The organism is Paenibacillus camerounensis, assembly GCF_000723885.1.
In the GTDB taxonomy this organism is placed as follows: domain Bacteria; phylum Bacillota; class Bacilli; order Paenibacillales; family Paenibacillaceae; genus Paenibacillus_AQ; species Paenibacillus_AQ camerounensis.
Genome location: NZ_CCDG010000083.1, coordinates 1 through 23027 on the forward strand (window position 1 = coordinate 1; position 23027 = coordinate 23027).

General features: G+C 51.5%; 22 protein-coding genes. All 22 read right to left on the reverse strand.

Annotation, left to right across the window (positions count from 1 at the left end; genetic code table 11):
* Window positions 1-448: 448 nt before the first annotated feature.
* The gene (gene lysS / locus BN3772_RS26450) at window positions 449-1963 is read right to left on the reverse strand and encodes a lysine--tRNA ligase (RefSeq protein WP_042203343.1); all 1515 of its coding nucleotides are present in this window, start codon (window positions 1961-1963) and stop codon (window positions 449-451) included.
* A 137-nt stretch (window positions 1964-2100) separates the two neighbouring features.
* A complete protein-coding gene (gene greA, locus BN3772_RS26455) occupies window positions 2101-2580 on the reverse strand; it encodes a transcription elongation factor GreA (RefSeq protein WP_042171900.1) in 480 nt (159 codons plus the stop codon).
* 358 nt (window positions 2581-2938) lie between these two features.
* Complete coding sequence (dusB, locus tag BN3772_RS26460) at window positions 2939-3952, reverse strand: tRNA dihydrouridine synthase DusB (RefSeq protein WP_042203344.1); 1014 nt, start codon at window positions 3950-3952, stop codon at window positions 2939-2941.
* 61 nt (window positions 3953-4013) lie between these two features.
* The gene (locus BN3772_RS26465) at window positions 4014-4223 is read right to left on the reverse strand and encodes a helix-turn-helix domain-containing protein (RefSeq protein ID WP_042171895.1); all 210 of its coding nucleotides are present in this window, start codon (window positions 4221-4223) and stop codon (window positions 4014-4016) included.
* A complete protein-coding gene (gene folK, locus BN3772_RS26470) occupies window positions 4175-4726 on the reverse strand; it encodes a 2-amino-4-hydroxy-6-hydroxymethyldihydropteridine diphosphokinase (RefSeq protein WP_042203345.1) in 552 nt (183 codons plus the stop codon). The genes BN3772_RS26465 and folK overlap by 49 nt, the downstream gene beginning before the upstream one ends.
* A 9-nt stretch (window positions 4727-4735) precedes the next feature.
* Window positions 4736-5098 (reverse strand): dihydroneopterin aldolase, encoded by a 363-nt coding sequence (gene folB, locus BN3772_RS26475; protein ID WP_042203346.1) that lies wholly within the window; start codon window positions 5096-5098, stop codon window positions 4736-4738.
* A 48-nt stretch (window positions 5099-5146) separates the two neighbouring features.
* The gene (gene folP, locus BN3772_RS26480; protein WP_042203347.1) at window positions 5147-6004 is read right to left on the reverse strand and encodes a dihydropteroate synthase; all 858 of its coding nucleotides are present in this window, start codon (window positions 6002-6004) and stop codon (window positions 5147-5149) included.
* A 1-nt stretch (window position 6005) separates the two neighbouring features.
* On the reverse strand, window positions 6006-6881 hold the full coding sequence (locus BN3772_RS26485; RefSeq protein ID WP_042203348.1) for an aminotransferase class IV: 876 nt from the start codon (window positions 6879-6881) through the stop codon (window positions 6006-6008).
* Complete coding sequence (gene pabA / locus BN3772_RS26490) at window positions 6878-7459, reverse strand: aminodeoxychorismate/anthranilate synthase component II (RefSeq protein WP_042203349.1); 582 nt, start codon at window positions 7457-7459, stop codon at window positions 6878-6880. Before pabA ends, BN3772_RS26485 begins: the two co-directional genes overlap by 4 nt.
* Complete coding sequence (locus BN3772_RS26495; protein ID WP_244444848.1) at window positions 7456-9078, reverse strand: anthranilate synthase component I family protein; 1623 nt, start codon at window positions 9076-9078, stop codon at window positions 7456-7458. Before BN3772_RS26495 ends, pabA begins: the two co-directional genes overlap by 4 nt.
* A 343-nt stretch (window positions 9079-9421) precedes the next feature.
* Window positions 9422-10360, reverse strand: a complete 939-nt coding sequence (cysK, locus tag BN3772_RS26500) for a cysteine synthase A (RefSeq protein ID WP_042171883.1) — start codon at window positions 10358-10360, stop codon at window positions 9422-9424.
* 196 nt (window positions 10361-10556) lie between these two features.
* A complete protein-coding gene (locus BN3772_RS26505) occupies window positions 10557-11501 on the reverse strand; it encodes a peptidyl-prolyl cis-trans isomerase (protein ID WP_086074773.1) in 945 nt (314 codons plus the stop codon).
* A 9-nt stretch (window positions 11502-11510) separates the two neighbouring features.
* On the reverse strand, window positions 11511-12395 hold the full coding sequence (gene hslO / locus BN3772_RS26510) for an Hsp33 family molecular chaperone HslO (protein WP_042203352.1): 885 nt from the start codon (window positions 12393-12395) through the stop codon (window positions 11511-11513).
* A gap of 48 nt (window positions 12396-12443) precedes the next feature.
* Window positions 12444-13211: a type III pantothenate kinase gene (locus BN3772_RS26515; RefSeq protein ID WP_042171879.1), complete on the reverse strand. Its 768-nt coding sequence runs from the start codon at window positions 13209-13211 to the stop codon at window positions 12444-12446.
* On the reverse strand, window positions 13208-14083 hold the full coding sequence (nadC, locus tag BN3772_RS26520) for a carboxylating nicotinate-nucleotide diphosphorylase (protein WP_042203354.1): 876 nt from the start codon (window positions 14081-14083) through the stop codon (window positions 13208-13210). The genes BN3772_RS26515 and nadC overlap by 4 nt, the downstream gene beginning before the upstream one ends.
* Window positions 14073-15689: an L-aspartate oxidase gene (gene nadB / locus BN3772_RS26525; RefSeq protein WP_042203356.1), complete on the reverse strand. Its 1617-nt coding sequence runs from the start codon at window positions 15687-15689 to the stop codon at window positions 14073-14075. The genes nadC and nadB overlap by 11 nt, the downstream gene beginning before the upstream one ends.
* 39 nt (window positions 15690-15728) lie before the next feature.
* Window positions 15729-16667 (reverse strand): quinolinate synthase NadA, encoded by a 939-nt coding sequence (gene nadA, locus BN3772_RS26530; protein ID WP_042171876.1) that lies wholly within the window; start codon window positions 16665-16667, stop codon window positions 15729-15731.
* Between the two features lie 259 nt (window positions 16668-16926).
* Entirely contained in the window at window positions 16927-18981 is a 2055-nt protein-coding gene (gene ftsH, locus BN3772_RS26535) for an ATP-dependent zinc metalloprotease FtsH (RefSeq protein ID WP_042203357.1), read from the reverse strand.
* A 110-nt stretch (window positions 18982-19091) separates the two neighbouring features.
* A complete protein-coding gene (gene hpt / locus BN3772_RS26540; protein ID WP_042171874.1) occupies window positions 19092-19631 on the reverse strand; it encodes a hypoxanthine phosphoribosyltransferase in 540 nt (179 codons plus the stop codon).
* Window positions 19632-19676: 45 nt separating this feature from the next.
* Window positions 19677-21119 (reverse strand): tRNA lysidine(34) synthetase TilS, encoded by a 1443-nt coding sequence (gene tilS, locus BN3772_RS26545; RefSeq protein WP_042203358.1) that lies wholly within the window; start codon window positions 21117-21119, stop codon window positions 19677-19679.
* Window positions 21120-21159: 40 nt separating this feature from the next.
* Entirely contained in the window at window positions 21160-22098 is a 939-nt protein-coding gene (locus BN3772_RS26550) for a serine/threonine protein kinase (RefSeq protein WP_042203359.1), read from the reverse strand.
* Window positions 22088-22834 carry a vWA domain-containing protein gene (locus BN3772_RS26555; protein ID WP_042203360.1) on the reverse strand — a complete coding sequence of 249 codons (747 nt, stop codon included), beginning with the start codon at window positions 22832-22834 and terminating at the stop codon, window positions 22088-22090. Before BN3772_RS26555 ends, BN3772_RS26550 begins: the two co-directional genes overlap by 11 nt.
* Window positions 22835-23027 lie beyond the last annotated feature (193 nt).

Below are 23027 nucleotides of genomic sequence, written 5' to 3' on the forward strand. Positions count from 1 at the left end.
CTCCAATAAGGTTTTTCCGGACGTCCACTTCACCCGAATGACTTCGAGGAAATAACCTTCCGAAAACTATCGAAAAGAGCGATTGCTCATTTTGAAACATCTGACGAGAATTTGCATTCTCTACTTTTGGATCTCACCGAAGTGATCTCCAGATACTCACTCGTTGTTCAGTTTTCAAAGATCAAGCTCGTCATTGCCTTCGATGTTCTCGTCAGCAGCGACTCTTATACTATATCACATCCGGTCGTTCGTTGCAAGCTCTTTTTTAATTTCTTTTTTCGAGCTTAGCTTCGACGCTTTTAAGCGTTTCGCGGCCAGATATAGAATATATCATGTACAGATATTTAATGCAAGCATTATTTTAAAATAACTGATGCTAATTGAAAATACCGCTAAGCCTTATAAACTGAAGGGGCTGCTGACGCAGCCCCTTCTCAACATTATTAGATTAGTCTTTGTTCCGCATATGCGGGAACAGCAGTACATCACGGATAGAGGCCGCATTAGTAAGCAGCATAATCAGACGGTCTACGCCGATTCCAAGCCCGCCTGTTGGCGGCATGCCGTATTCAAGCGCACGGATGAAGTCATCATCCATCTCATGAGCCTCATCGTTACCCTGCTCTTTCTCGTGAATCTGTGCTTCAAAACGCTGACGCTGGTCAATCGGGTCATTAAGCTCACTGAACGCGTTGGCATGTTCACGGGCTACAATAAACAGCTCAAAACGGTCTGTGAACCGCGGATCAAGATCATTTTTCTTCGCCAGCGGCGAGATTTCAACCGGATGCCCCATAACAAATGTAGGCTGGATAAGTGTTTCTTCTACAAACTGCTCGAAGAAGGCATTCAGAATGTGGCCGAATGTCATGTGCTTTTCAACCGGAACGCGGTGCTCCTTAGCCAGACGCTGAGCTTCCTCATCAGACATATGAACGCCAAAGTCAACGCCGGTCACTTCTTTGACGGCATCAACCATAGTAACCCGACGCCATCCCGGTGACAGATCAACTTCCTGGCCCTGATAGTTAATTTTCTGGCTGCCAAGCACCTCTTGAGCAATATGGGCAATCATATTCTCAGTCAGCTGCATGATGTCTTTGTAGTCAGCATAAGCCTCGTACAGCTCAATCATCGTAAACTCAGGGTTGTGGCGTGTGGAGATTCCTTCATTACGGTAAACACGGCCGATTTCGTAGACCTTCTCCAGACCGCCGACAATCAGGCGCTTCAAGTGAAGCTCGATAGCGATCCGCATATACAGCTGCATGTCCAATGTATTGTGGTGAGTGATGAATGGACGGGCAGCAGCGCCCCCAGCAATTGCATGCAGTGTAGGCGTTTCAACCTCAAGATAGCCAAGGGAGTCCAGATAACGGCGCATCGACTGGATAATCCGCGAGCGTGCAATGAACGTCTGCTGTACCTCAGGGTTAATGATCAGATCAACATAGCGCTGACGGTAGCGCAGCTCGACATCCTTGAGCCCGTGATATTTCTCAGGCAGCGGAAGCAGGGATTTGGACAGCACCTCCAGATTGCTTGCTTTGATCGAGGTCTCCCCTGTCTTCGTCTTGAACACGGTTCCGCGTACTCCGATGATATCTCCCAGATCAAGCACGTTAAAGGCAGCATACTGTTCTTCAGGAATGCTGTCCTGACGCACATAAATCTGAATTTTTCCGCTCAGGTCCTGGATGTGGGCGAAGCTCGCTTTTCCCATAACCCGCTTAGCCATAATACGTCCGGCAATGCTTACATCCAGATTAAGCTCGTCCAGCTCTTCTTTGGTTTGTCCGTCGTATTTGGCCAGAAGATCCCCGGCTCCTGCTGTACGCTCATATTTCTTGCCGAACGGATCAATTCCCAGCGCACGCAGCTCGTCCAATTTGGCCCGGCGGATCCGCAGCAGCTCACTAAGCTCTTTCTCCGAAGTCTCAACCGTATTTAATTCCTCAGTCATGTTCATTCATCCTCTCTAAAACCATCATGTCATATACATAAGAAGAAACGGAGCCCCCTCATGGAGCAGGGCAGTCCGTTTCAGTAGAAATCCGAAAAAAGCTTCCCTAAGGAAGCTTTCAGGGGTGTAACGGTTAGTTACTTCATTGTGATATCAAGAATTTTATATTGAATGACGCCTGCAGGAACACTGACATCGACGACAGTGCCGATTTTTTTACCCATAATGGCTCTGCCTACCGGACTTTCGTTGGAGATTTTATTGTTAAGCGGATCGGATTCAGCTGTCCCAACGATCGTATATTCCATTACGTCACCATATTCCAGATCTTCAACACTGACGGTTACTCCGACACTTACCACATCAGTAACAATTTCGTCGCTGTTGATAATCCGGGCGTTGCGGAGCATTTTCTCCAAAGTGATAATACGGCCTTCAATAAAAGCCTGCTCGTTCTTTGCATCCTCATACTCCGAGTTCTCGCTAATATCTCCGTATCCGATTGCCACTTTAATCCGTTCAGCCACTTCACGGCGCTTAACAGATTTGAGGGTCTCCAGTTCTTCTTCCAGACGTTTAAGTCCGTCCGGCGTAAGGATGACTTCTTTCTCGCTCATCTTAACCGATTCTCCTGTCGTATACATTTATTGAAAACACCATACTATATGCGAATCCAGAGGGATCAGAACCCTCCATGCTGCATTAACGCTGCTGTAACGGCGATTTTATACTGTGAAATTATATTGGAACCGTTACTAAATGTCAATGACGTACAGGAAACACTGTTAATTCGGGCATTTCCTCTGTAAAAGTACCTTAATCGCCAAAGCATCGGGAGCGGGAATCTCCGCAGGAAAGGGCAGACTGACGGAAAGGCCCCCGGTTAGTGACAATTGAATACCCCATTGAGATTTCTGCTCCTGGAAAAAAGGGACCGATGCTAAGCCTGCATCCGTCCCTCTTATTCATATGACATTACAACGCCATAAGCGCAGCTCCGGTGTCCTGATCCTCTTCGTCTCTAAGCTGGTCGACAAAATCATGCAATATCCGCACCATCTCATCCCGCTCGGTTCCCTCCATAATGTGATCCTTTACCCGTGCCGCAGCCCTGAAGCCTTTGAGGTACCAGGCCAGGTGCTTACGCATTTCGCGGACAGCCACCGCTTCTCCCTTGAGGGCGATCAGACGGTCCATATGCAGAATAGCTACCTTAATCTTCTCTTCTGCTCCAGGTTCGGGCATCAGCTCGCCTGTACTCAAATACTGCACGGTCCGGTATAGCATCCATGGGTTGCCCAATGCGCCGCGGCCGATCATTACGCCGTCACAGCCGGTCTGGTCGAGCATCGCCCGCGCATCCTCAGGGGTATTAACATCACCATTGCCTATAACCGGAATGGAAACAGCCTCTTTTGCCATCTTGATATACTTCCAGTCGGCACGCCCGGTGTAGAGCTGCTCACGGGTACGGCCGTGTACACTGACCGCCTGTCCTCCGGCACGTTCAACTGCGCGAGCATTCTCCTCGACAAAGATATGCTCGCTGTCCCAGCCGATCCGCATTTTCACGGTAACCGGCTTATCAACCGCTTCTACAACAGCCGATACCATCTCGTAAATCTTGTCAGGGTTCAAAAGCCAGCGGGCGCCGGCATCACATTTCGTCACCTTGGGTACAGGACAGCCCATGTTAATATCAATAATATCCGCATTGGTCTCCTTATCGACAACCTTAGCCGCTTCAACCAGTGACGCCCGGTCACCGCCAAAAATTTGCAGGCTAAGCGGCTTCTCCCGCTCATCGACAAACAGCATCTCGCGCGTACGCTTGTTACCGTGCAGGATCGCCTTATCACTAACCATTTCGGCACAGACCAGGCCTGTGCCGAATTCTTTGGCAATCAGGCGGAATGCCGGATTACATACGCCGGCCATCGGTGCCAAAACGACCTGGTTCTTCATTTCAATACCGCCGATTTTCAGCATGCAATTCACTTCCTCAAAATATTGTTGTATATAAATGCCATCCGCATCAAGGAGCTCTGTCTTAAAGAGCGGGATCGGCCAGTTCTTCGGCTGAAATACCGAGAACGTCCGCAATTTTATTTAAAATTTTATCCTCTAAACGTCGGTTTCCCCTCTCCACCGCACCCAGCACGGCAAGAGAAATTCCGACAGAATCCGCCAGCTGCTGTTGGGTGAAGCCTTTTAGCTTCCGGAATGCTCTGACCCGTCTTCCCATTCTTTTGATGTCCACAAGCGCATTCCTTCCTTTCCGTCCAAATCTTGAAGCGCCGCTGTCAGCTTTCCATGGAGGAGCGACTGTGAATCATCCTGCGGGACTATGTCACTCAGGGGAACCAATACAAATGCCCGCTCCATCATCCGCGGATGCGGCAGTGTTAACTCAGGTGTGTCTAAGGTCTGGCCGTCTACCCATAATAAATCCAGATCAACCGTCCGCGGACCGTAACGGATATCACGTACACGGCCGAGCTGGTTCTCAATCTCCAGCATCGCCTGAAGCAGCGCTTCCGGTGCAAGCGTAGTACGGAGTGCAGCTGCCATATTCAAAAACTGCGGCTGATCGAGGTACCCGACCGGCTCTGTCTCATATATGCTGGAACAGCGGACAACTTCGATTGCCTCATGCCGGTCGAGCCTCTGTAAAGCTTCCTTCAGCGTACCCTCACGGTTACCCAAATTCGCCCCTAAAGCAATATAAGCCTCTGATGCCTCAGAGGTGGAATGTATGTTCATGGACCTGTCTCACTTTCTCGTTCTGCGCAGCTCTACGGTCACACCCTGAAAATGAATGTCGAACGGCGGGTGCGGCTTGGTCACCTTAACCGTTACCGCATTGATAATAGTATAAGTGTCCAGTAACGCGGATGCAATATGTTCCGCCAAAGCTTCAATTAACTTAAAGGACATTGTTTCGACAATATTTTTCACGGTGTAATGCACTTCGGCGTAATTCACAGTCTGGGTCAGATCATCATTCTGCCCTGCCGCCTGAAGGTCAAGCTCAAGCTCCAGATCAACGTAGTAACGCTGCCCAAGCTTACGCTCCTCTTCAAACACGCCATGATATCCGTAGTATTCCATGCGGTGCAGCTTCATTTTATCCATATAGAGTACCTGCCTTTTAGTTAAAATAATCCTTCTCTTGCACCGGGACTATTCCCGCACCTGCAGGGAGGAGGAGTACAGCATCGCATCGCACATCTGCACAGTACGTTTAATTCTGGCTACATCGTGCACCCGCACGATCTGACAGCCCTGGGCGATTCCAAAGGCCACTGTTGCAGCAGTTCCCTCGATTACATCATCTGCCGGAAGCTCCAGAACAGTGCGGATGAATTTTTTGCGTGAGGTGGCCAGTAATACAGGATAGCCCATAGCAGACAGACTGTCCAGCGCCATCATTGCCTGCAGATTCTCTGTATAATCCTTGGCAAAGCCGATTCCCGGATCAAGAATAATATTGCCCGGATCGACGCCTGCCGCTAATGCCAGCTCGATGCTTTCCTGCAGATCAGCCGCCATATCGGCCTTCAGATTCTGATAGTTACGGTCATGGCGGTTATGCATCAGAATAATCGGACAGCCCGCTTCCGCAGCTGCCTGTGCCATATCCGGGTCCGCTTTTGCCCCCCATACATCATTGATGATATGTGCTCCCGCCTGAATAGCCTGACGGGCAACCTCCGCCTTATACGTATCTATAGAAAGGATCAGTCGGGGGGCTGCGCGGTGAATGCTTTTAATAACCGGCAGTATCCGGTCCAGCTCCTCCTGCATACTCACCGGCTCATGCCCCGGCCGCGTAGATTCTCCGCCTATATCAATAATATCTGCTCCTTCTGCAGCCATCTGCAGCGCATGCTCCACCGCCCGGTCAGGATCGGCCCACAATCCTCCGTCCGAAAAGGAATCCGGTGTCACATTCAGGATACCCATAATCAATGTCCGGCTGCCCAAGGTGAGGGTGCTGTCTGGAAAATGATAGGTCCGCTTATAAATAACAGGTTTCATCTCAGGCCTCCGTCCTTTCTCTGTACAATCTGATCAGCCCGGCTGTGTATCTTCCACAAAAACCTTTACCTGCTTGAAAAGGCTCGTTGCCCTGCCACAGCATAGTTACCGGAACAATCTCCTGTATGGAGTTCGTCACAAATATCTCATCAGCCTCCAGCAGCTGCTCCCAGCGGTAGAAGCCTTGTTCTGCCTGTAGACCAGCTTCCGGAGCCAGCGCGAGCACCATTTCCCGGGTAATTCCCGGAAGAATTCCTGCCCTGATATCAGGGGTATACAGCACGTCATCTTTAACGTAAAAGATGTTGCTGACTATTCCCTCGGCAATATAGCCTTGTCCGGTCAGCATTAGCCCTTCTGCTCCGCCGGCGGCTGAGACGTATCCGGCAAGCTCACGCTTAGCCAGAATGTTATTCATGTAGTGCAGTGATTTCAGCCTCACCGGCCCTTCCGGCGTATTGCGCGGTGTGCTCAGTAATTGCAGCCCCTTGCCTTCCAGGTACAGTGCCGGGTCCAGCTTTGGCAGCTCCTTAATATACAGCAGGTGGTTAGGCTGGCGGTACTCTCCCGCCGGAAGACCCAATATATCTTCTCCTGCGGTAACAGTATAGCGGATATATGCTTCCTGCAGGCCGTTCGCCTCCATTACCTGCTTAATCCATTTACCGAGAGCGGCTTCATCTGCATCCAATGGAATGCCAAGCTGTCTGCAGCCGGCAGATAGTCTTTCTAAATGCCGATGCAGCAGAAAAGGAGTACCGCCATAGGTACGGAAGGTCTCAAACAGGCCCATCCCGTACAAAAAGCCGTGATCCAGAGCGGACACCACGGCGTCTTTGGCTTCAACTGCTTGATGGTTCAATCCTATATATTTCATACCGGCTCTCCGGCTCTCCGTTTCAGGAAGTTGCGGAGCATTGTATGGCCATGATCGGTAATGATGGATTCCGGATGGAACTGCACACCTTCAATCGGGTATTCTTTATGGCGCAGCGCCATAATCTCACCTTCGGCTGTCTCCGCAGTAATCTCCAGGCAGTCCGGCAGGCTCTCCCGTTCAACAATCAGCGAGTGATATCTTGTAGCCGTGAACGGCGATTCCATGCCCTCGAAGACAGAGGTGCCGTTATGGTGGATCGGCGATGTTTTGCCGTGCATCAGACGCTCCGCACGAATCACATTTCCGCCAAAGGCCTGTCCGATTGCCTGGTGTCCCAGACATACGCCAAAAATCGGAATTACGCCCTTAAAGTGCTGCAGCAGCTCAAGGCTGATCCCCGCTTCATTCGGCGTACACGGTCCCGGTGAAATCAGGATATGATCGGGCGCCATAGCCTCAATCCCCCCGATTGTAATCTCATCATTGCGGTGCACCTTTACGTCTTCCCCAAGCTCTCCCAAGTACTGCACCAGGTTATACGTAAAGGAATCATAGTTATCGATGACCAAGATCATAATGCTGCTCCCCCTTTGGCTCTGCTAGCGGCCTGGGATTCATGCTGCAGCTCACTGCAGAGAACCGCCTTGACCACTGCTTTGGCTTTGTTATGGCACTCCCGGTATTCACGGTACGGCTCAGAATCAATCACAATTCCCGCACCTGTCTGAATATAGCCTGTCCCGTCTTTCACTGCCAGTGTCCTTATTATAATATTTAATTCCATATTGCCGTTATAGTCAATCCAGCCCATAGAGCCTGTATACGGCCCCCTGCGTACCGGCTCCAGCTCTTCGATGATCTCCATCGTGCGCACCTTGGGCGCGCCGGTAATCGTGCCGCCGGGGAACAAGGCGGCCATCACATTATAAGCATCCTTGCCGGAGGCGATGCGCCCCTCCACCTGCGAGACGAGATGCATCACATGCGAGTATCGCTCCACGGTCAGCAGCTCAGGCACGCTGACCGACCCGTACGCAGCGACACGTCCGATGTCGTTGCGCTCCAGATCGACAAGCATAATATGCTCGGCGATCTCCTTCTCGCTCCCGCGCAGCTCCGCCTCCATGGCGGCGTCTTCCGCGGGAGTCAGCCCCCGGCGCCGGGTGCCGGCAATGGGGCGTGCCGAGACCTTGTCCCCGTGCAGCTTGACAAGCAGCTCCGGCGATGCGCTGGAGAGCGCGAATCCGGGCGAGCGGAGCAGCCCCATGTACGGGGATGGGTTGAGCCTGCGCAGCCATTCATAAACATCCTCCGGCGGGGATTTCAGCTGCGCCTCCTGGCGCAGGGAGAGGTTCACCTGGAATACATCGCCCTGGCGGATGTATTCCTGAACATCCAGCACAGCCTGCTGGAATTGTTCAGAAGAGAAGGCTGACCGCATACCGGGCCATTGTCCCGACAGGCTCACGTTCTCTTCGATTGCAGCGATGATGCGTCCGCTTTCCTTCTGCGAGTACTCTTCAGGCACCGGCGCGCTGCAAAGCTGCTTCCACTCCTCTAGCATCTCTTCTGCACGTGCCGCTGCTGCTGCATATTGAGCCTTCAGGGCAGGCGGATAACGTCTGGAATTATCAGCCACCGGAACATGGACCGTGCAATAAAGGCTGTTGTCCTCGTGATCGTAGATCCAGAGCTCTTCAAAACGCATAAACAAATAATCAGGGAATCCAGGATTGTCCGCAGCCAGTGAAGGCAGCTCCTCAAGAGAGCGGACTACATCATAGCCGAGAAATCCGATGCAGCCTCCGGCAAACGGCGGCAGCTCCGGCAGCTCCATACGCGGCGATGAATAGGGCTTCATCCAGCTATGCAGCACATCAAGCGGTTTGCCCTGCAGCTCCGAAGGCACCGGTTGAGCTGGAGCATTGTCTGCTGCCATCCGCGGTAACGTAAGCACTTCAGCCCGCCCGGCCTTTCCTTCCAGTACAGAAACAGGCTGCAGTCCTAAATAGGTATACCGGCCTCCCTTTCCGCTCTCCAGTACCACCGAATAAGGTGAAGCCTGCTTCCAGGCGCTTATCCATGTTGCCGGAAGACCAGACTGATTCCCGGCCGTTCGTATAATTAAGGGCAGAAGGCTCCAGCTCCCGTCAGCCCATTGTTCCCAATCCTGATACGCTGTTAAGATCTCCAAAGCCATCCTCCTAAAAGTTTTGTGAAGCTGATGCTTCTTTGTCCTACTTCGCAGCAAAACTTGCCTCGAAAGCATATGCTTAAGTTTTGTGAAGCTGATGCTTCTTTGTTCTACTCCGCAGCAAAACTCGCTTCGTTCATCGTATATTGCCTGTCAGTATACTGTACTTCGCGCGGCTTTGAAAGCCCCGGATGATGATTTCCTGCAAAAATGGACCGGATTCTTCACAAAATCATTTTTACGGTATGCATCGCTGTATCCTTATCTACAGCATATACCAAAAAGAACCTTCACTATCCCTGTGCAAGCGGATAGGAAGGCTCCCGTTAATATCTGTCTGTTATTAAACTTCGAAGTTGTAAAGCGGTGTGCTCAGGTAACGCTCACCGTTACTTGGAATAACTACAACCACTTTTTTGCCCGCACCCAGCTCCTTTGCAACCTTCAGAGCTGCGAAGACAGCAGCGCCGGAGGAAATACCGGACAATACGCCTTCTTCTTTAGCTACACGGCGTGCTGTTTCAAATGCTTCATCATTCTCAACATGAATAATCTCGTCATAGACGTTCTGGTTGAGAATCTCAGGGATGAAGTTAGCACCGATCCCCTGGATTTTGTGCGGACCCGGCTTACCGCCGGCCAGAATCGGGGATGCTGCAGGCTCTACAGCATAAACCTTCACTCCAGGATATTGCTTCTTCAGCACTTCGCCTGCACCGGAGATCGTTCCGCCTGTACCGATACCGGCAACAAAGGCATCCAGAGGTCCGCCGATGGATTCGATTGCTTCCACGATCTCAGGACCCGTAGTTTCAAGGTGAATCTTAAGATTGGCTTTATTCTTAAACTGATCTGCAAGGAAGTAATCCGGATTCTCAGCCAGGATCTGCTCGGCTTTCTTAACCGCACCGTTCATTCCTTCGGAGCCCGGAGTCAGTACAAGTTCTGCACCATAGGCACGAAGCAGGTTACGGCGCTCAAGGCTCATCGTTTCAGGCATAACAATGATCGCTTTGTAGCCTTTGGCAGCCGCAACCAGCGCAAGCCCGATACCGGTATTGCCGCTTGTAGCTTCCACAATCGTTCCGCCCGGCTTAAGCAGACCTTCCTTCTCAGCCTCTTCAACGATGCTGAGGGCAATACGGTCTTTAACGCTGGAGCCCGGGTTCTGATATTCCAGCTTCAAATAAATCTCTGCTGAACCTTCCGGGGCAAGGCGGTTCAGACGGACGAGCGGGGTGCCACCGATCAGATCTGTTACACTGTTAACGACTTTAGCCATGAGCAAAAAACCTCCTTGGAATAGTAAATGATATATGAGTACGTAACTTGTGACAATTGTCTTCAGTATGGAATACCTTCACCAGGATATCCGTACCGCAGCACCAAGTCATAACGCTGTATAGCGGCTGTCTTGTGTCTTCTGCCGCCGATCATTCCCGACTAAATAAGTAGGTTTTACATTTATCCTCATATTATCAATCTTGCAGGCCATTGTCAATATATATCGCTGTATCATATTTCTTGCGCAGGTCGCTTTCCACCTGCTGCAGCGGAGCGGCCTGCTCCAGTGCCAGCTGTTGCCTTACCTGTTCCCGGACTTCTGTCATATCCGTCCCGGGAGGCTCAACAATCCGCTCTACCCGGATTACAGCATAGTCCTCGCCGGCAGGCAGCGGGCCTGCAATGTCACCGGCTTCAAGCCCGGCTGCTGTCCTCAGCAGCTCGGACGGCCAGAACGGATCATCTTCCTCCACCGTCCCGATGCTCCCGCCGTGTTCTCTGCTTTCAGCATCCGTCGAGACTTCCCCAGCCACAGCAGCGAAATCCTCGCCCTCCTCCAGACGGTCCATTACAAGACCTGCCTCTTCGTAAGTATCCACCCTGATTATGGATAGCTGCAGCTGTTTCTTGGGCGTAAAACGTTCTGCATTCTCCAGCAGATATTGATTAATTGCCGCATCGCTTATTGTTATGCCTGCCGTTGCCACTGCCCGAAGCGTAAGCCGGTAAACCGTCTCTTCGCGCACCTCATGACGGGACAATCCGAGCTCTGACAGCATTTGTGCGTAATACTGCTCCTCAGAACCGTATCCGGCCATGCTGCGCAGAAGCTCTTCTTCAATATCATCAACCGTTACAGTGATGCCAAGCGCTTCGGCTTCCTTACCGACCACAATGTGATTGAGCATGGACAGCAGCACTTCATCTCCATGTTTTTTGGTCAGCTCATCCATCCACTCACGGTCTGTTACCGGCTGTCCGCCAGCAGTGGCAATGTCTGCCGGTTCTCCCTCCGCAGCATCTCCCTTGAGAACAGCCACAGCCCGCAGGCTCCAGAAGAGCAGTCCGCCAAGTACCATAGTGCCAATTGCAAGGATAACAACGACATTTCGCAGCACACGCTCCTGTCTAGTCATCATCGCATGGCCCTACGATCTTGCTTGATCTAGGATCGCCTGCATTTCGTCCTTCTTAAATAAATAGGCTTCGTTGCAAAAATGGCATACAACCTCCGCCTCATCATCCTCTTCAATTAACCGCTCCAGCTCGGCCTCACCCAGACTGATCAGAGTCTGCTCAACCCGCTCACGCGAGCATTGACACTTAAACGCAATATCAAGCCCGTCAAGAATAACCGCATCCGGCAAAAGATAGGCCAGCATCTCCTCAGGCTCCAGTCCCTGATCCAGCAGTGCCGTAACAGAAGGCATCGTGCTCAGTGTCTGCTCAATTTCGCTGATTTCAGCATCCGTAAGACCCGGAAGCAGCTGAATAATGAAGCCGCCTGCTACACGGACTGAGTTATCAGTCTCAACGAGTACGCCAAGCCCTACCGCTGCCGGTGTCTGTTCAGAAATGGCAAAGTAGTAAGTAAAATCATCGCCCAGCTCGCCGGAAACAATGGGTACACTGCCGCGGTACGGCTCTTTAAGCCCCAAATCCTTGCTTACATCAATGAACCCTTCCGTTCCCACAGCGCCTGCAACGTCCAGCTTCCCAAGGCTGTTACTTGGCAAGTGAACATGCGGATTGCTTACATAACCCCGCACTCCCCCGCGGGCATTAGACTCAGCGGTAATCTGTCCAATCGGCCCGTTGCCTTTAACCATTACCGTTAGCTTCTCTTCTCCCTTAAGCATGGCGCCCATCATAGCTGCAGCGGTTGCTGTACGGCCCAGCGCAGCCGTGGCTGTCGGGTACGTGTCATGTCTGCGCCGCAGCTCATCAACAAGCTCTGTCGTGCGGACAGCAAATGCTCTCACTCTGCCATGGAGTGCAGTTCCCCGTACCAGCCGGTCCTTTTTATTATCCATTGGGTCATACCCTCCCTGTCTCTGAGCCTGATTCAGGCTTCTTTATCTTTATTGGTTACGGTCATAAATAATACGCAGACCTTCAAGTGTAAGCATCGGGTTCACTTCATCTATGCAATCCGTCTCTCCGGCAATAAGTGTAGCCAGCCCTCCGGTTGCGATAACCTTCAGCACGGGTGCGTTCATCTCCTGCTTGATTCTCCGTACAATTCCCTCAACCTGCCCGGCATAGCCAAAAATAATTCCGGCCTGCATAGCATGTACGGTATTACGCCCGATCACCTTCTTGGGCTTCTCCAGCTCAATGCGCGGCAGCTTGGATGCCCGCTGGTACAAGGCCTCGGTCGAAATTCCAAGCCCCGGAACAATGGCCCCGCCCAGATAGTTAGCGCCGGCATCGATACAGTCGAATGTAGTCGCTGTCCCGAAGTCTACTACCACAAGCGGACATTTATATTGCTCAATAGCAGCTACTGCATTTACAATCCGGTCTGCCCCCACCTCGCGCGGGTTCTCATACCGCAGGTTAAGACCGGTCTTAATACCGGGACCAACAAGCAGCGGATCTTTACCGATATATTTTACACACATCTCCACAATAACTTGAACGAGCGGAGGCACGACAGACGAGATAATGACACCTTCGACGTCCTTGAACGAAATATTCGACATTTGGAACAGATTATGAATCAGTACGCCGTATTCATCAACTGTAGACTGGCGGGCCGTACTGAGCCGGAAATGATGCAGCAGTTCACGCTTCCGGTATATGCCGAGTACGATGTTAGTATTGCCGATATCGACTGCAAGCATCATGAGAGCGTTCCCTCCTTCCGGGCGTTCAGATCCAGGCTGATATCCAGGCTGTTAAAGGAATACGTCAGCCGGCCTACAGAAATCACATCCACACCAGATTCAGCAATAGCGCGTATGGTATCAAGCGACACGTTGCCTGAAGCTTCTGTTTTGACATGCGGGGCTTTGATCTTAATTCTCCGGACTGCTTCCTTCATCAGATCAGGCGCCATATTGTCCAGCATAATAATATCTGCACCGGCTGCAAGCGCCTCTTCCACCTGCTCAAGGCTCTCTGTCTCCACTTCAATGGTCATTGTATGCGGAATATTTGCCCGGGCCCGGCTGACTGCCTGAAGAATGCCGCCGGCTCCCTTGATATGGTTGTCCTTAATCATTACAGCATCATATAGACCGAACCGGTGATTCGCTCCACCCCCGACACGGACAGCGTACTTCTCCAGCATGCGGTGACCCGGCGTCGTCTTGCGTGTATCCACCAGCCTTGTCTTTAGACCGTTAAGCTCCTCTACAAAAGCGGCAGTCCGGGTAGCAACACCCGATAACCGCTGCATTAAGTTAAGCGCAAGCCGCTCACCGGTGAGAATGGCATGCGTACTTCCTTCCACCTCGGCAATTACCGTTCCTTTAGATACATTCTGGCCTTCCTGAACCAGAGTCGTAAATCTGAGTGACGGGTCGACCACCTCAAATACCAGCTCGGCAACAGGCAGACCGCAGATTACTCCGGCTTCCTTCACATGGATAATACCCTTGGATTCATGTCCTGCCGGTATCGTTGTCCGGGTTGTAATATCACCGGAGCCTACATCCTCCTGGAGCCAGCTCTTGATCAATTGCACCAGCTCTTCATTATAACCGTTAAACATCATCGCTAAATTCCTCCACTATGCCCAGATCACGGATCTGGAGTAAATGTTTCTGCCAGTTTGCATCATCCCGCAGCGGATAATCCTCCCGGTAATGGGCTCCGCGGCTCTCCTGCCGTGCCAAAGCAGATTCTGTAATCAGCAGGCAGCAGGTGAGCATATTGGCGAACTCATATTCCTCACGTCTGGTGAGTGCAGCACTGAAAATCGGCAGCTGCCGCTTCAGCTCATCCAGCCCTTTATTAAGCATTCCCTCATTACGCCGAAGACCGGCATAACGTACCATCACCTTCTGCAGCTTCAGCCGGCGCTCTACAATAGCCTGGGTCGGCTGTTCTGTACGGTCCTCATTGCAGCCGGCAGAGAGACTGGTCCAGTCGGCCGGAGCAAGCCCGCGGATGCGTTCTGTTATCCTCCGTCCGAATACAATAGCTTCTGACAAAGAGTTGCTGGCCAGCCGGTTAGCTCCCTGTACTCCCGTTGATGAAACCTCTCCACAGGCAAACAGCCGGGCGATATTGCTTTCCCCGTTCAGATCGGTTTTAATGCCTCCCATCATATAATGCGCAGCAGGAGCCACCGGAATCCAGTCACTTGTAATATCAAGCCCGTAACCCATACAGGTCTCATAAATGGTCGGAAAACGATGCTTCACCATATCGGCCGGTTCGTGAGTGATATCAAGGTATACAAAGGTTGATTTGGTCAGCTCCATCTCACTGACAATAGCCCGGGCCACAATATCCCGCGGCGCAAGCTCAAGCAGTTCATGATACCGCTCCATAAAGCGTTCTCCGTGAATGTTGCGCAGTACTGCCCCCTCTCCGCGCAATGCCTCCGAGATCAGAAAGCGCGGTGCTCCGGGATAGCTCAGTGCTGTCGGATGGAACTGGATAAATTCCATATCGCGCACATGGGCTCCTGCCCGGTAAGCAATTGCAACCCCGTCACCGGTGGCTACTTCAGGGTTGGTGGTATAGCGGTACAACTGGCCTGCCCCTCCAGAGCAGAGCACAGTGGCGTCCGCCTGCAGGAACAGCCGCTCCCCGTTAGGCCGCAGCACCAGTGCACCTGCACATTCGCTGTTCTCCGTAATCAGATCGATGACAAAATGATCATCCCAGACCTCTATATTCTCTTCCTGCTTCACCTGCTCTATAAGTGCACGTACAATTTCGTATCCGGTAGCATCTCCGTTGGCATGTAAAATACGGCGGTGGCTATGCGCGCCTTCCTGGGTTAAAGCCAATACACCGTTCTCCTCATCAAATATAGTGCCCAGCCGGATTAGCTCGTGCACACCTGCAGGCCCTTCATGAACCAAGACATCGACTGCCGATGAGGAGTTAAGCCCGGCGCCAGCCAGCAGAGTATCCTGCCGGTGGTATGCCGGCGAATCCTCTTTGGAGAATACCGCAGCAATCCCGCCCTGTGCATACCGGGTATTGCTCTCCATCAGCGACTTCTTGGTAATCACGATAACCTTCCGGTCCTCAGCGGCCTTAATCGCAGTGAACAAACCCGCTATACCTGATCCGATAACAATAACATCGGTTTTAACTGTAGGCAGCCCGTGAACATCGAAATCTACTAAATATTGTGGAATCATGACCGCTATTCACCTGTTTCAACGAAAGAGTAGCGCATGCTACCGGACTTGTAGCATGCGCTCTAAGGAGGTTCTGGCTTTGTCGGCGACAGCAGGCGGTACGTAAATCTGCGGCTTCATCGTCTCCAGGCATTTCACCAGTTTTTTTAGATTATTTACTTTCATATTAGGGCAGACAAGGAATTTTGTCGCAAAGTGGAATTCCTTATCCGGACTGTCCAAACGCAGCTGGTAGCCAGTTCCGTCCTCTGTTCCAACGATGAACTGCCGGCGGTCCGATTTCCGGCAATAATCGATGATTGAGGTGGTGCTGCCTACATAGTCTCCCATTGCAACAACTTCAGGACGGCACTCCGGATGAACTACAAATTCAGCCTCCGGATATTTAGCCTTCATCTCAATAACATCTTTCACCGTAAGCATATCATGGGTGTTACAGTAGCCTTCCCAGATAATCAGCTTCTTGCCGGTTTTCTCCTGAACGTAATGGCCCAGATTTTTGTCAGGTACCCAGATAATCTCTTCCGCATCCAGTGACTCGATGACTCTGACCGCATTAGCAGAGGTACAGCAAATATCTGTCTCTGCCTTGATCTCAGCTGACGAGTTAATATAGGTTACGACTTTAGCGTTAGGATGCTGAGCCTTGAGCCTGCGGAGTCCATCTACATTAACCATATCAGCCATAGGACAGCCGGCGCGTTCGTCAGGAATAATGACCGTTTTGTTCGGAGCAAGAATTTTAGCGCTTTCTCCCATGAAATGAACGCCGCAGAATACGATGACTTCTGCATCTGTCTGCGCTGCCTTTTGGGCCAGTAAAAAAGAATCCCCACGGAAATCTGCCACTTCCTGTATTTCATCACGCTGATAATAATGAGCTAAAATAATGGCATTGCGTTCCTTCTTAAGCTGTTCGAGGCGCCCACGAAGTTCACGATTCTGTTCCTGCTTGCGCTCAAGCGCCAGAGCTTCCACGGTTAATTCTCCCCCTTAATTCTGATGGCTTCTATGCCTGCTTTATGAATTTACAATAATTTAATAGTTAATCACTAATGTACACAACGTATTCCCCACTGTCAATGTAACGGTTCTGATTCAGTATACCCGCGGGATAATAAAAAGTCAGAATGACAATTAATGAAAAAGCATGCCCCCAGCCTATTACTCCATAAAAAAAACCGGAGAACCAATTGGTTCTCCGGTGGCCGATCTTTCAGGCTTACTTTACATTAGGTTAGACGAGGTTGCCGCCTCCGTCTTTATTGTTGCCGTCCGGATCATTTCCGTCTCCGGAGTCCGGCTTGTTCGGAATGTCTTTAGTCAAATCAGGCAAAGTGGAAGGTGTTTCATCGGTCTTGCCCTGAATGCGGACACGAACGTCGCCGATAGAATCAATAACAGGTTCTCCTGCCTCATGAGTTACACCTGAATCCTCTGATGGTTCTCCGTCTTCAGTAAGGAAGCCCTGCTCAATCAGTTCTCTGATCTGATCAAGTTCCAGTGTTTCTTTCTCAAGAAGAGTGTTCGCAATCAGATGCATTTCCTTGGAATGCTTAGTCAGAAGCTCACGGCAGCGCTCATAGCAGCTGCGGATAAAGTTCTGCATTTCCTGATCGATTTCATAAGCGATGGAATCACTGTAGTTCTGCTCGTGCCCGATATCGCGGCCCAGGAATACCTGACCCTGCGATGTGCCGAACTGCATGGGTCCCAGCTTATCACTCATACCGTACTGCATAATCATGCTGCGCACGATACTTGTTGCCTGCTGGAAGTCACTGTATGCACCCGTTCCGATTTCACCGATGAACATCTCTTCGGCAACACGTCCGCCGAGGAGTCCGGTTACCTTATCAAGCAGTTCCTGCTTGGTAACCAGCATCCGGTCTTCCTTCGGAAGCATAATGACATATCCGCCTGCACGTCCGCGCGGGATAATAGTAACCTTGTGAACCATATCCGCATGCTCCAGGAAGTAACCGGCAATCGTGTGGCCTGCTTCGTGGTAAGCCACGATGCGCTTCTCGCGGTCGCTGATAATACGGCTGCGTTTCTCGGTACCGACGATTACACGGTCAATCGCTTCATCTACTTCGCGCATGCCGATATCCTTACGGTTACGGCGGGCGGCGAGCAGGGCTGCTTCATTAAGCAGGTTCTCCAGGTCCGCACCGGTAAATCCGGTAGTGCGCTTCGCGATGACATCCAGCCTAACATCCTTGGTCAGCGGTTTGTTGCGGGAATGAACCTTCAGTACAGCTTCACGGCCCTTCACGTCAGGGCGGTCAACTGTAATCTGACGGTCAAAACGTCCCGGACGCAGCAACGCCGGATCCAGTATGTCTGCGCGGTTGGTTGCCGCGACGATAATAATGCCCTCGTTACCGCCAAAGCCGTCCATTTCAACGAGCAATTGGTTGAGCGTCTGTTCGCGTTCATCATGTCCGCCGCCGAGTCCGGCGCCGCGTTGACGGCCCACTGCATCAATTTCATCAATGAAGATGATACATGGAGCATTCTTCTTGGCGTTCTCGAACAGGTCACGTACACGGGAAGCACCGACACCGACAAACATTTCTACAAAGTCGGAACCGGAAATACTGAAGAATGGAACGCCTGCTTCACCGGCTACTGCACGGGCCAAGAGCGTTTTACCTGTACCCGGAGGGCCAACGAGCAGCACACCTTTAGGGATACGGGCACCCACTGCAGCGAACTTGCGCGGGTCCTTAAGGAATTCAACAACTTCGACAAGCTCCTGCTTCTCTTCATCCGCACCGGCAACATCTTCGAAGCTGATCTTCTTCTTTTCTTCATTGTACAGGCGGGCTTTGCTCTTACCAAAGTTCATCACTTTGCCGCCGCCGCCCTGTGCATTGTTGAACAGGAAGAAGAACAGGATGAACATAATAACCAGCGGGATAATGGAAGAAAGGAATGTCAGCCAGATGCTGTCACCTTCCATTTTCTTCTGGGTCAGCTCAACGCCATTGGAATCACTGGCGGCAATGAGCTCATTGATCGCTGCATCTGTAGGAGGAACATATGTGGAGAAGTTTTTCGATTTGGTATCAGCCGGTAAATTTTTGTATTCACCGGTAACCAGGAAGGCGTTGCCTTCAAACTGAATCGTCATGCTCTTCACATTGTTAGTCTTGATCTCCTGCCGCAACTCATCGTATCTAGGGAAATCGGCGGATTCATTTCCATTGCTTACAAACTGGACAATGCCCACCACGACTAAAAATAAAATCAAATAAAAACCAGAATTCCGGATGAACCGATTCATCCCCTACCTCCTCTCACAACGCTCAAGTTATTGTACCATAGCCTGCCCGGGGTCCTCAAATAACGTCAGGTCCGGGAATCTGATCCTTAGATCTAAGGCTGTCGAATCGATTATTTAGTGTAAACTTCAGGCTTCAGCACACCGACATAAGGGAGGTTCCGGTATAGCTCGGCATAGTCCAGACCGTAGCCTACCAGGAAGGCATCAGGAATCACAAAGCCGGTATATTCGGCTTCTAGGGTAACTGCGCGGCCTGAAGGCTTGTCGAACAGGGTCACTACTTTAATGGAAGCGGCGTTCCGTCCCTGCAGCATGTCAATCAAGTAGCTGAGCGTGAGGCCACTGTCGATAATGTCCTCTACAATCAGAACATCGCGTCCTTCTACCGAAGTATCCAAATCCTTAATGATTTTGACGATGCCGGACGACTTAGTCGTACCACCGTAGCTGGATACCGCCATAAAGTCCATTTCAACAGGTACTGTAATGACTTTAACCAGATCTGCCATAAAGATAAACGCGCCTTTGAGTACACAAATCACTAAAGGCGTGCGTCCTGCGTATTCTTCGCTCAGCTGGGCGCCAAGCTCCCTGATTCTTTGTTGAATTTCCTCTTCGCTGATCAAGATTTCCTGAATATCATTCTGCAACTTGCGAACCTCCTAAGTTATACTATGAAAGACTTACTTCGACCATTACGCTTCTTCACTTTTCTCCAGTTCTTCCAGAGTCAAGAGCAGAACCGAGGCCGTGTGCCGCCCTACTGCGGCATGCATCGAGCGCCTAACGCCCGGAATCCAGACGATATTGCCTGCAGCATCACAAACAAGGGGAATCACAGAGCGTTCGGAAGAAGGTATTTTATCATCAATGTAAATATCTTTTACCTTTTTGCTTCCGTTTAATCCCATAACCCTTATGGTATCTCCAGGCAATCGGGAACGGACGGTCAGCGGCATGGCCAGCTCATCACTGTCAAACCAGGCTGATGTCTTCCCGGAATCCTCCCCCTGTAAAGCAAAGCTTTCCCTCTCCAGCACCGTCATCGTCATTGCTTTTCCAATCTCCTCAATGTTAAGGCGGGAATACGGCAAAGACAACCGATATGTATAGCTAACCTTCCGAGGCTGAGGCTTGGACGAGAATAAAATTGTATCATACTGCCGCACACAGATCAGTCCCCCGCCCAAATCCAGATTCCATCCGGTGGGTTGTTCCTGCAGCGTTCCCCGGCGTACTGCTTCGATCTTGGAAAAATCGGGTGATAATGCATCCGCCGACAGATAATTTAATATTAGTTTAATCAAACGCCGTTGTAAAGCGGACGGCAGCGCTGCAAATGAAGCTCTTTTCAAGGTGTATTTTCCATGCTCCGCCAAAACAAGCTCCTGGAAGCATTTTAGCGCATTCGCCTCCATGTACTCATCTTCCGCCCCGGTAATTTCGGACAGCTGCAGCAGGGACTGCTTCACCCTAGGATTGTATTTCTCCAGCATGGGCAGCAGATCCAGCCGTACTGCATTACGCGTGTAATGCGTCAGCAGATTACTGGCATCCAGAACGTAGTTATACCCCTGCTCTTGGCATAGGCCGGTAAGAGCTGTTTTGTTAATACGAAGAAAGGGCCGGATGAGTTCCACCTTTTTTTCGGTCCGTTTCCAGCGCATTCCGGCAAGCCCCCCGGAACCGCTTCCCCGCAGCAGCCGCATAAGCACCGTCTCCGCCTGGTCATCCGCATGATGGGCCAGTGCGACTGCTCGCGCACCGTAACGAAGTGCCGTTTCGATCAGAAAAGCATACCGCTTCTCCCTTGCGGTTCCCTCCGGTCCGAGACCGCTGTCCTTTGCCATAGCTGGAATATCGAACTCTGCCAGCTCGAACGGCAATCCCAGCTCCTCGGCAATGCTGCGGACAAATTCAGCTTCTCCGGCAGACTCCTCCCTGAAGCCGTGGTTAACATGGGCACATACCAGCTTTAGCGGTGTCCATTTCCGCGAAATTTCATACAGGATACGCAAAAGAGCCACAGAGTCCGGTCCTCCGGAAACTGCGACTACTAAGGTGTCATGGGGCGCCCACAGCTCATGCTCGGCCGCGGACTCCATTACGGACTGCACCAGTTCTTTCATCTGCTCCATCTGCGGATTCCTTTCCTGCCTGTTGATCTTATGTATAATGTCAAAACCGGATTACCCAGTAAATCGTAAAGACCAGTACAAATAACGATAATGCAAAAGCATTCTTAAGCCAGCGCGGTGTGACTGCAGCCTGTCTCTCCGGCTTGTGCTGCCCATAAATATGCTGTTTCCAGACCGCCGACGCTTGTGCCGATCCGGGAAATCCGCCCTTTAGCGCCAGGCAAAGCCAGGAGGAGAGCTTCTTATCCGGAAGATTTCGGGCCAGCTTCATGAGATCATCCACGCTCCGCGTCTGAGGCAGCTGCTGGGCACAGACTTTCAGTCCGCCCTCATTTAAAAGGCGCAGGCATAATACAGCAAAAGAAAACAGGTCATAGTTCTCATCCCCCGTGCGGCTGCCGGCATTCCAGAAGCCGCGGTCATGCCATTCGGTAAACTGCTTGACGCTTCGGCCGATGGGACTTGCCCCTCCGTAATCAATCAGCTCAGCTTCACCATAATCAGACACCATCACATTCTCCGGCTTCAAATCGCCAAAGACAAAGCCGCATTCATGCAGCGTCTCCAGCTTCTCCAGTACCCGGAGACCGACCAGTCCAAGCCAGGATGCGCCGTGCCTGGAGAGAAAATGATGCAGCGGCCTTCCCTCAACATAACGCATAACATAGAAGGGCTCATTCACGCCATCTTTGAAATCATCGGATTCCAGTAAATATGAGGATAGCGGAGATTCACGGCGTGCCCGGTGCTCACTGCGTTTGCGGCAGGATTGAAGGGTGGTCAGCACATTGATCTCCGACTGCAGCTCAAGCGTATCGTTACCTACCTTTAGCGCATACTTCTCCCGTCGGCCTTCCCGCTGCACGAGATATACGGTTCCGTTCGCCCCTTTTCCCAGCATCCGTTCGACGACATAGCGGTTGCCCCGCCATTTGCCTGTAATTACTGTGCCTACTGGATAGGGTGGATTAGACGACATACCCACCAATCATCCCTTCTCGTTCATCGCGTTCCCCGCGCTCAAGGCGGTCACGGTGTTCATCCAGTTTATCATATCGGTAATGCTCAAGCACCCTGAAAATTGCCGGTCCTGTCGGAGTAGCCCCCCTCATCTTCATTCTGCTGAAGAGTGAGCGTACCGCCGATACATCACTGCTCCAGTCCATATCCAGCGCCGCATCCTCGCTGCTGCTGCGCCCGGGAAAATGGAACACGGCAATTTCGCTTTGCCCTTCGCGCGCTTCCAGGCTGAGCGCCAAATCGCGGATGGCTTCCTCCACTGCCGGAAGCTTGGGCTTCATGCTGGCACTGGCATCGATTAGCAGCGCAATGCGCAGAGACGTAGTCTCCGTAAGCTCATCCACTACATTAACCACCTGGGAACGTTTGGCCGGAGGCAAATCCTCGAGCGAGCCTTCACCCAGTATTTTTTTTACCTCTTTATTAACCGCCTGCTGAATGGTCTGAACCACGGTTTTGCGCGTCATCATCTGCATCGTCTGCGCCAGCTGCGGCGTCCCGACAATCCGGCTTAGGCCTCCGCCTGCCTTGGCAATGTCAGCAATTTCCCTGCTGCCCAGCTCTCCGATTGTCCCATAATCGATAACGCCGACAACATTAACGGTGATTCCCTCCTGCCGGGCATGCGCCGCAGCCATCACCGGACTTTCCCCCACGTTCGAACAGCCGTCAGTAATGAGCAGAATTTGTCTCATAACCCGTTCACTCCCCTTTGCCTTGTCTCTATTTCTAGCATATCCAAGGTTGAGAGATTTCAAACGCGCTTTGGCTGCAAAATAAAAGGTCTAGTGAATGGCCCCGCCGAAGAGGAGGCTGAAAACCTGCCGCAGAACGGCCGCACTACCGTTTTAATAGAGAGCGACTCCATTAGTTATGATGAACGAAAGG

What these genes read in the sequence shown, in the direction of transcription:
- lysS (WP_042203343.1), bottom strand. Translation starts at nt 1,963, where the DNA reads ATGACTGAGGAATTAAATACGGTTGAGACTTCGGAGAAAGAGCTTAGT.
- greA (WP_042171900.1), bottom strand. Translation starts at nt 2,580, where the DNA reads ATGAGCGAGAAAGAAGTCATCCTTACGCCGGACGGACTTAAACGTCTG.
- dusB (WP_042203344.1), bottom strand. Translation starts at nt 3,952, where the DNA reads ATGCTGAAAATCGGCGGTATTGAAATGAAGAACCAGGTCGTTTTGGCA.
- folK (WP_042203345.1), bottom strand. Translation starts at nt 4,726, where the DNA reads ATGAACATACATTCCACCTCTGAGGCATCAGAGGCTTATATTGCTTTA.
- folB (WP_042203346.1), bottom strand. Translation starts at nt 5,098, where the DNA reads ATGGATAAAATGAAGCTGCACCGCATGGAATACTACGGATATCATGGC.
- folP (WP_042203347.1), bottom strand. Translation starts at nt 6,004, where the DNA reads ATGAAACCTGTTATTTATAAGCGGACCTATCATTTTCCAGACAGCACC.
- BN3772_RS26485 (WP_042203348.1), bottom strand. Translation starts at nt 6,881, where the DNA reads ATGAAATATATAGGATTGAACCATCAAGCAGTTGAAGCCAAAGACGCC.
- pabA (WP_042203349.1), bottom strand. Translation starts at nt 7,459, where the DNA reads ATGATCTTGGTCATCGATAACTATGATTCCTTTACGTATAACCTGGTG.
- cysK (WP_042171883.1), bottom strand. Translation starts at nt 10,360, where the DNA reads ATGGCTAAAGTCGTTAACAGTGTAACAGATCTGATCGGTGGCACCCCG.
- BN3772_RS26505 (WP_086074773.1), bottom strand. Translation starts at nt 11,501, where the DNA reads ATGATGACTAGACAGGAGCGTGTGCTGCGAAATGTCGTTGTTATCCTT.
- hslO (WP_042203352.1), bottom strand. Translation starts at nt 12,395, where the DNA reads ATGGATAATAAAAAGGACCGGCTGGTACGGGGAACTGCACTCCATGGC.
- BN3772_RS26515 (WP_042171879.1), bottom strand. Translation starts at nt 13,211, where the DNA reads ATGATGCTTGCAGTCGATATCGGCAATACTAACATCGTACTCGGCATA.
- nadC (WP_042203354.1), bottom strand. Translation starts at nt 14,083, where the DNA reads ATGATGTTTAACGGTTATAATGAAGAGCTGGTGCAATTGATCAAGAGC.
- nadB (WP_042203356.1), bottom strand. Translation starts at nt 15,689, where the DNA reads ATGATTCCACAATATTTAGTAGATTTCGATGTTCACGGGCTGCCTACA.
- ftsH (WP_042203357.1), bottom strand. Translation starts at nt 18,981, where the DNA reads ATGAATCGGTTCATCCGGAATTCTGGTTTTTATTTGATTTTATTTTTA.
- tilS (WP_042203358.1), bottom strand. Translation starts at nt 21,119, where the DNA reads ATGGAGCAGATGAAAGAACTGGTGCAGTCCGTAATGGAGTCCGCGGCC.
- BN3772_RS26550 (WP_042203359.1), bottom strand. Translation starts at nt 22,098, where the DNA reads ATGTCGTCTAATCCACCCTATCCAGTAGGCACAGTAATTACAGGCAAA.
- BN3772_RS26555 (WP_042203360.1), bottom strand. Translation starts at nt 22,834, where the DNA reads ATGAGACAAATTCTGCTCATTACTGACGGCTGTTCGAACGTGGGGGAA.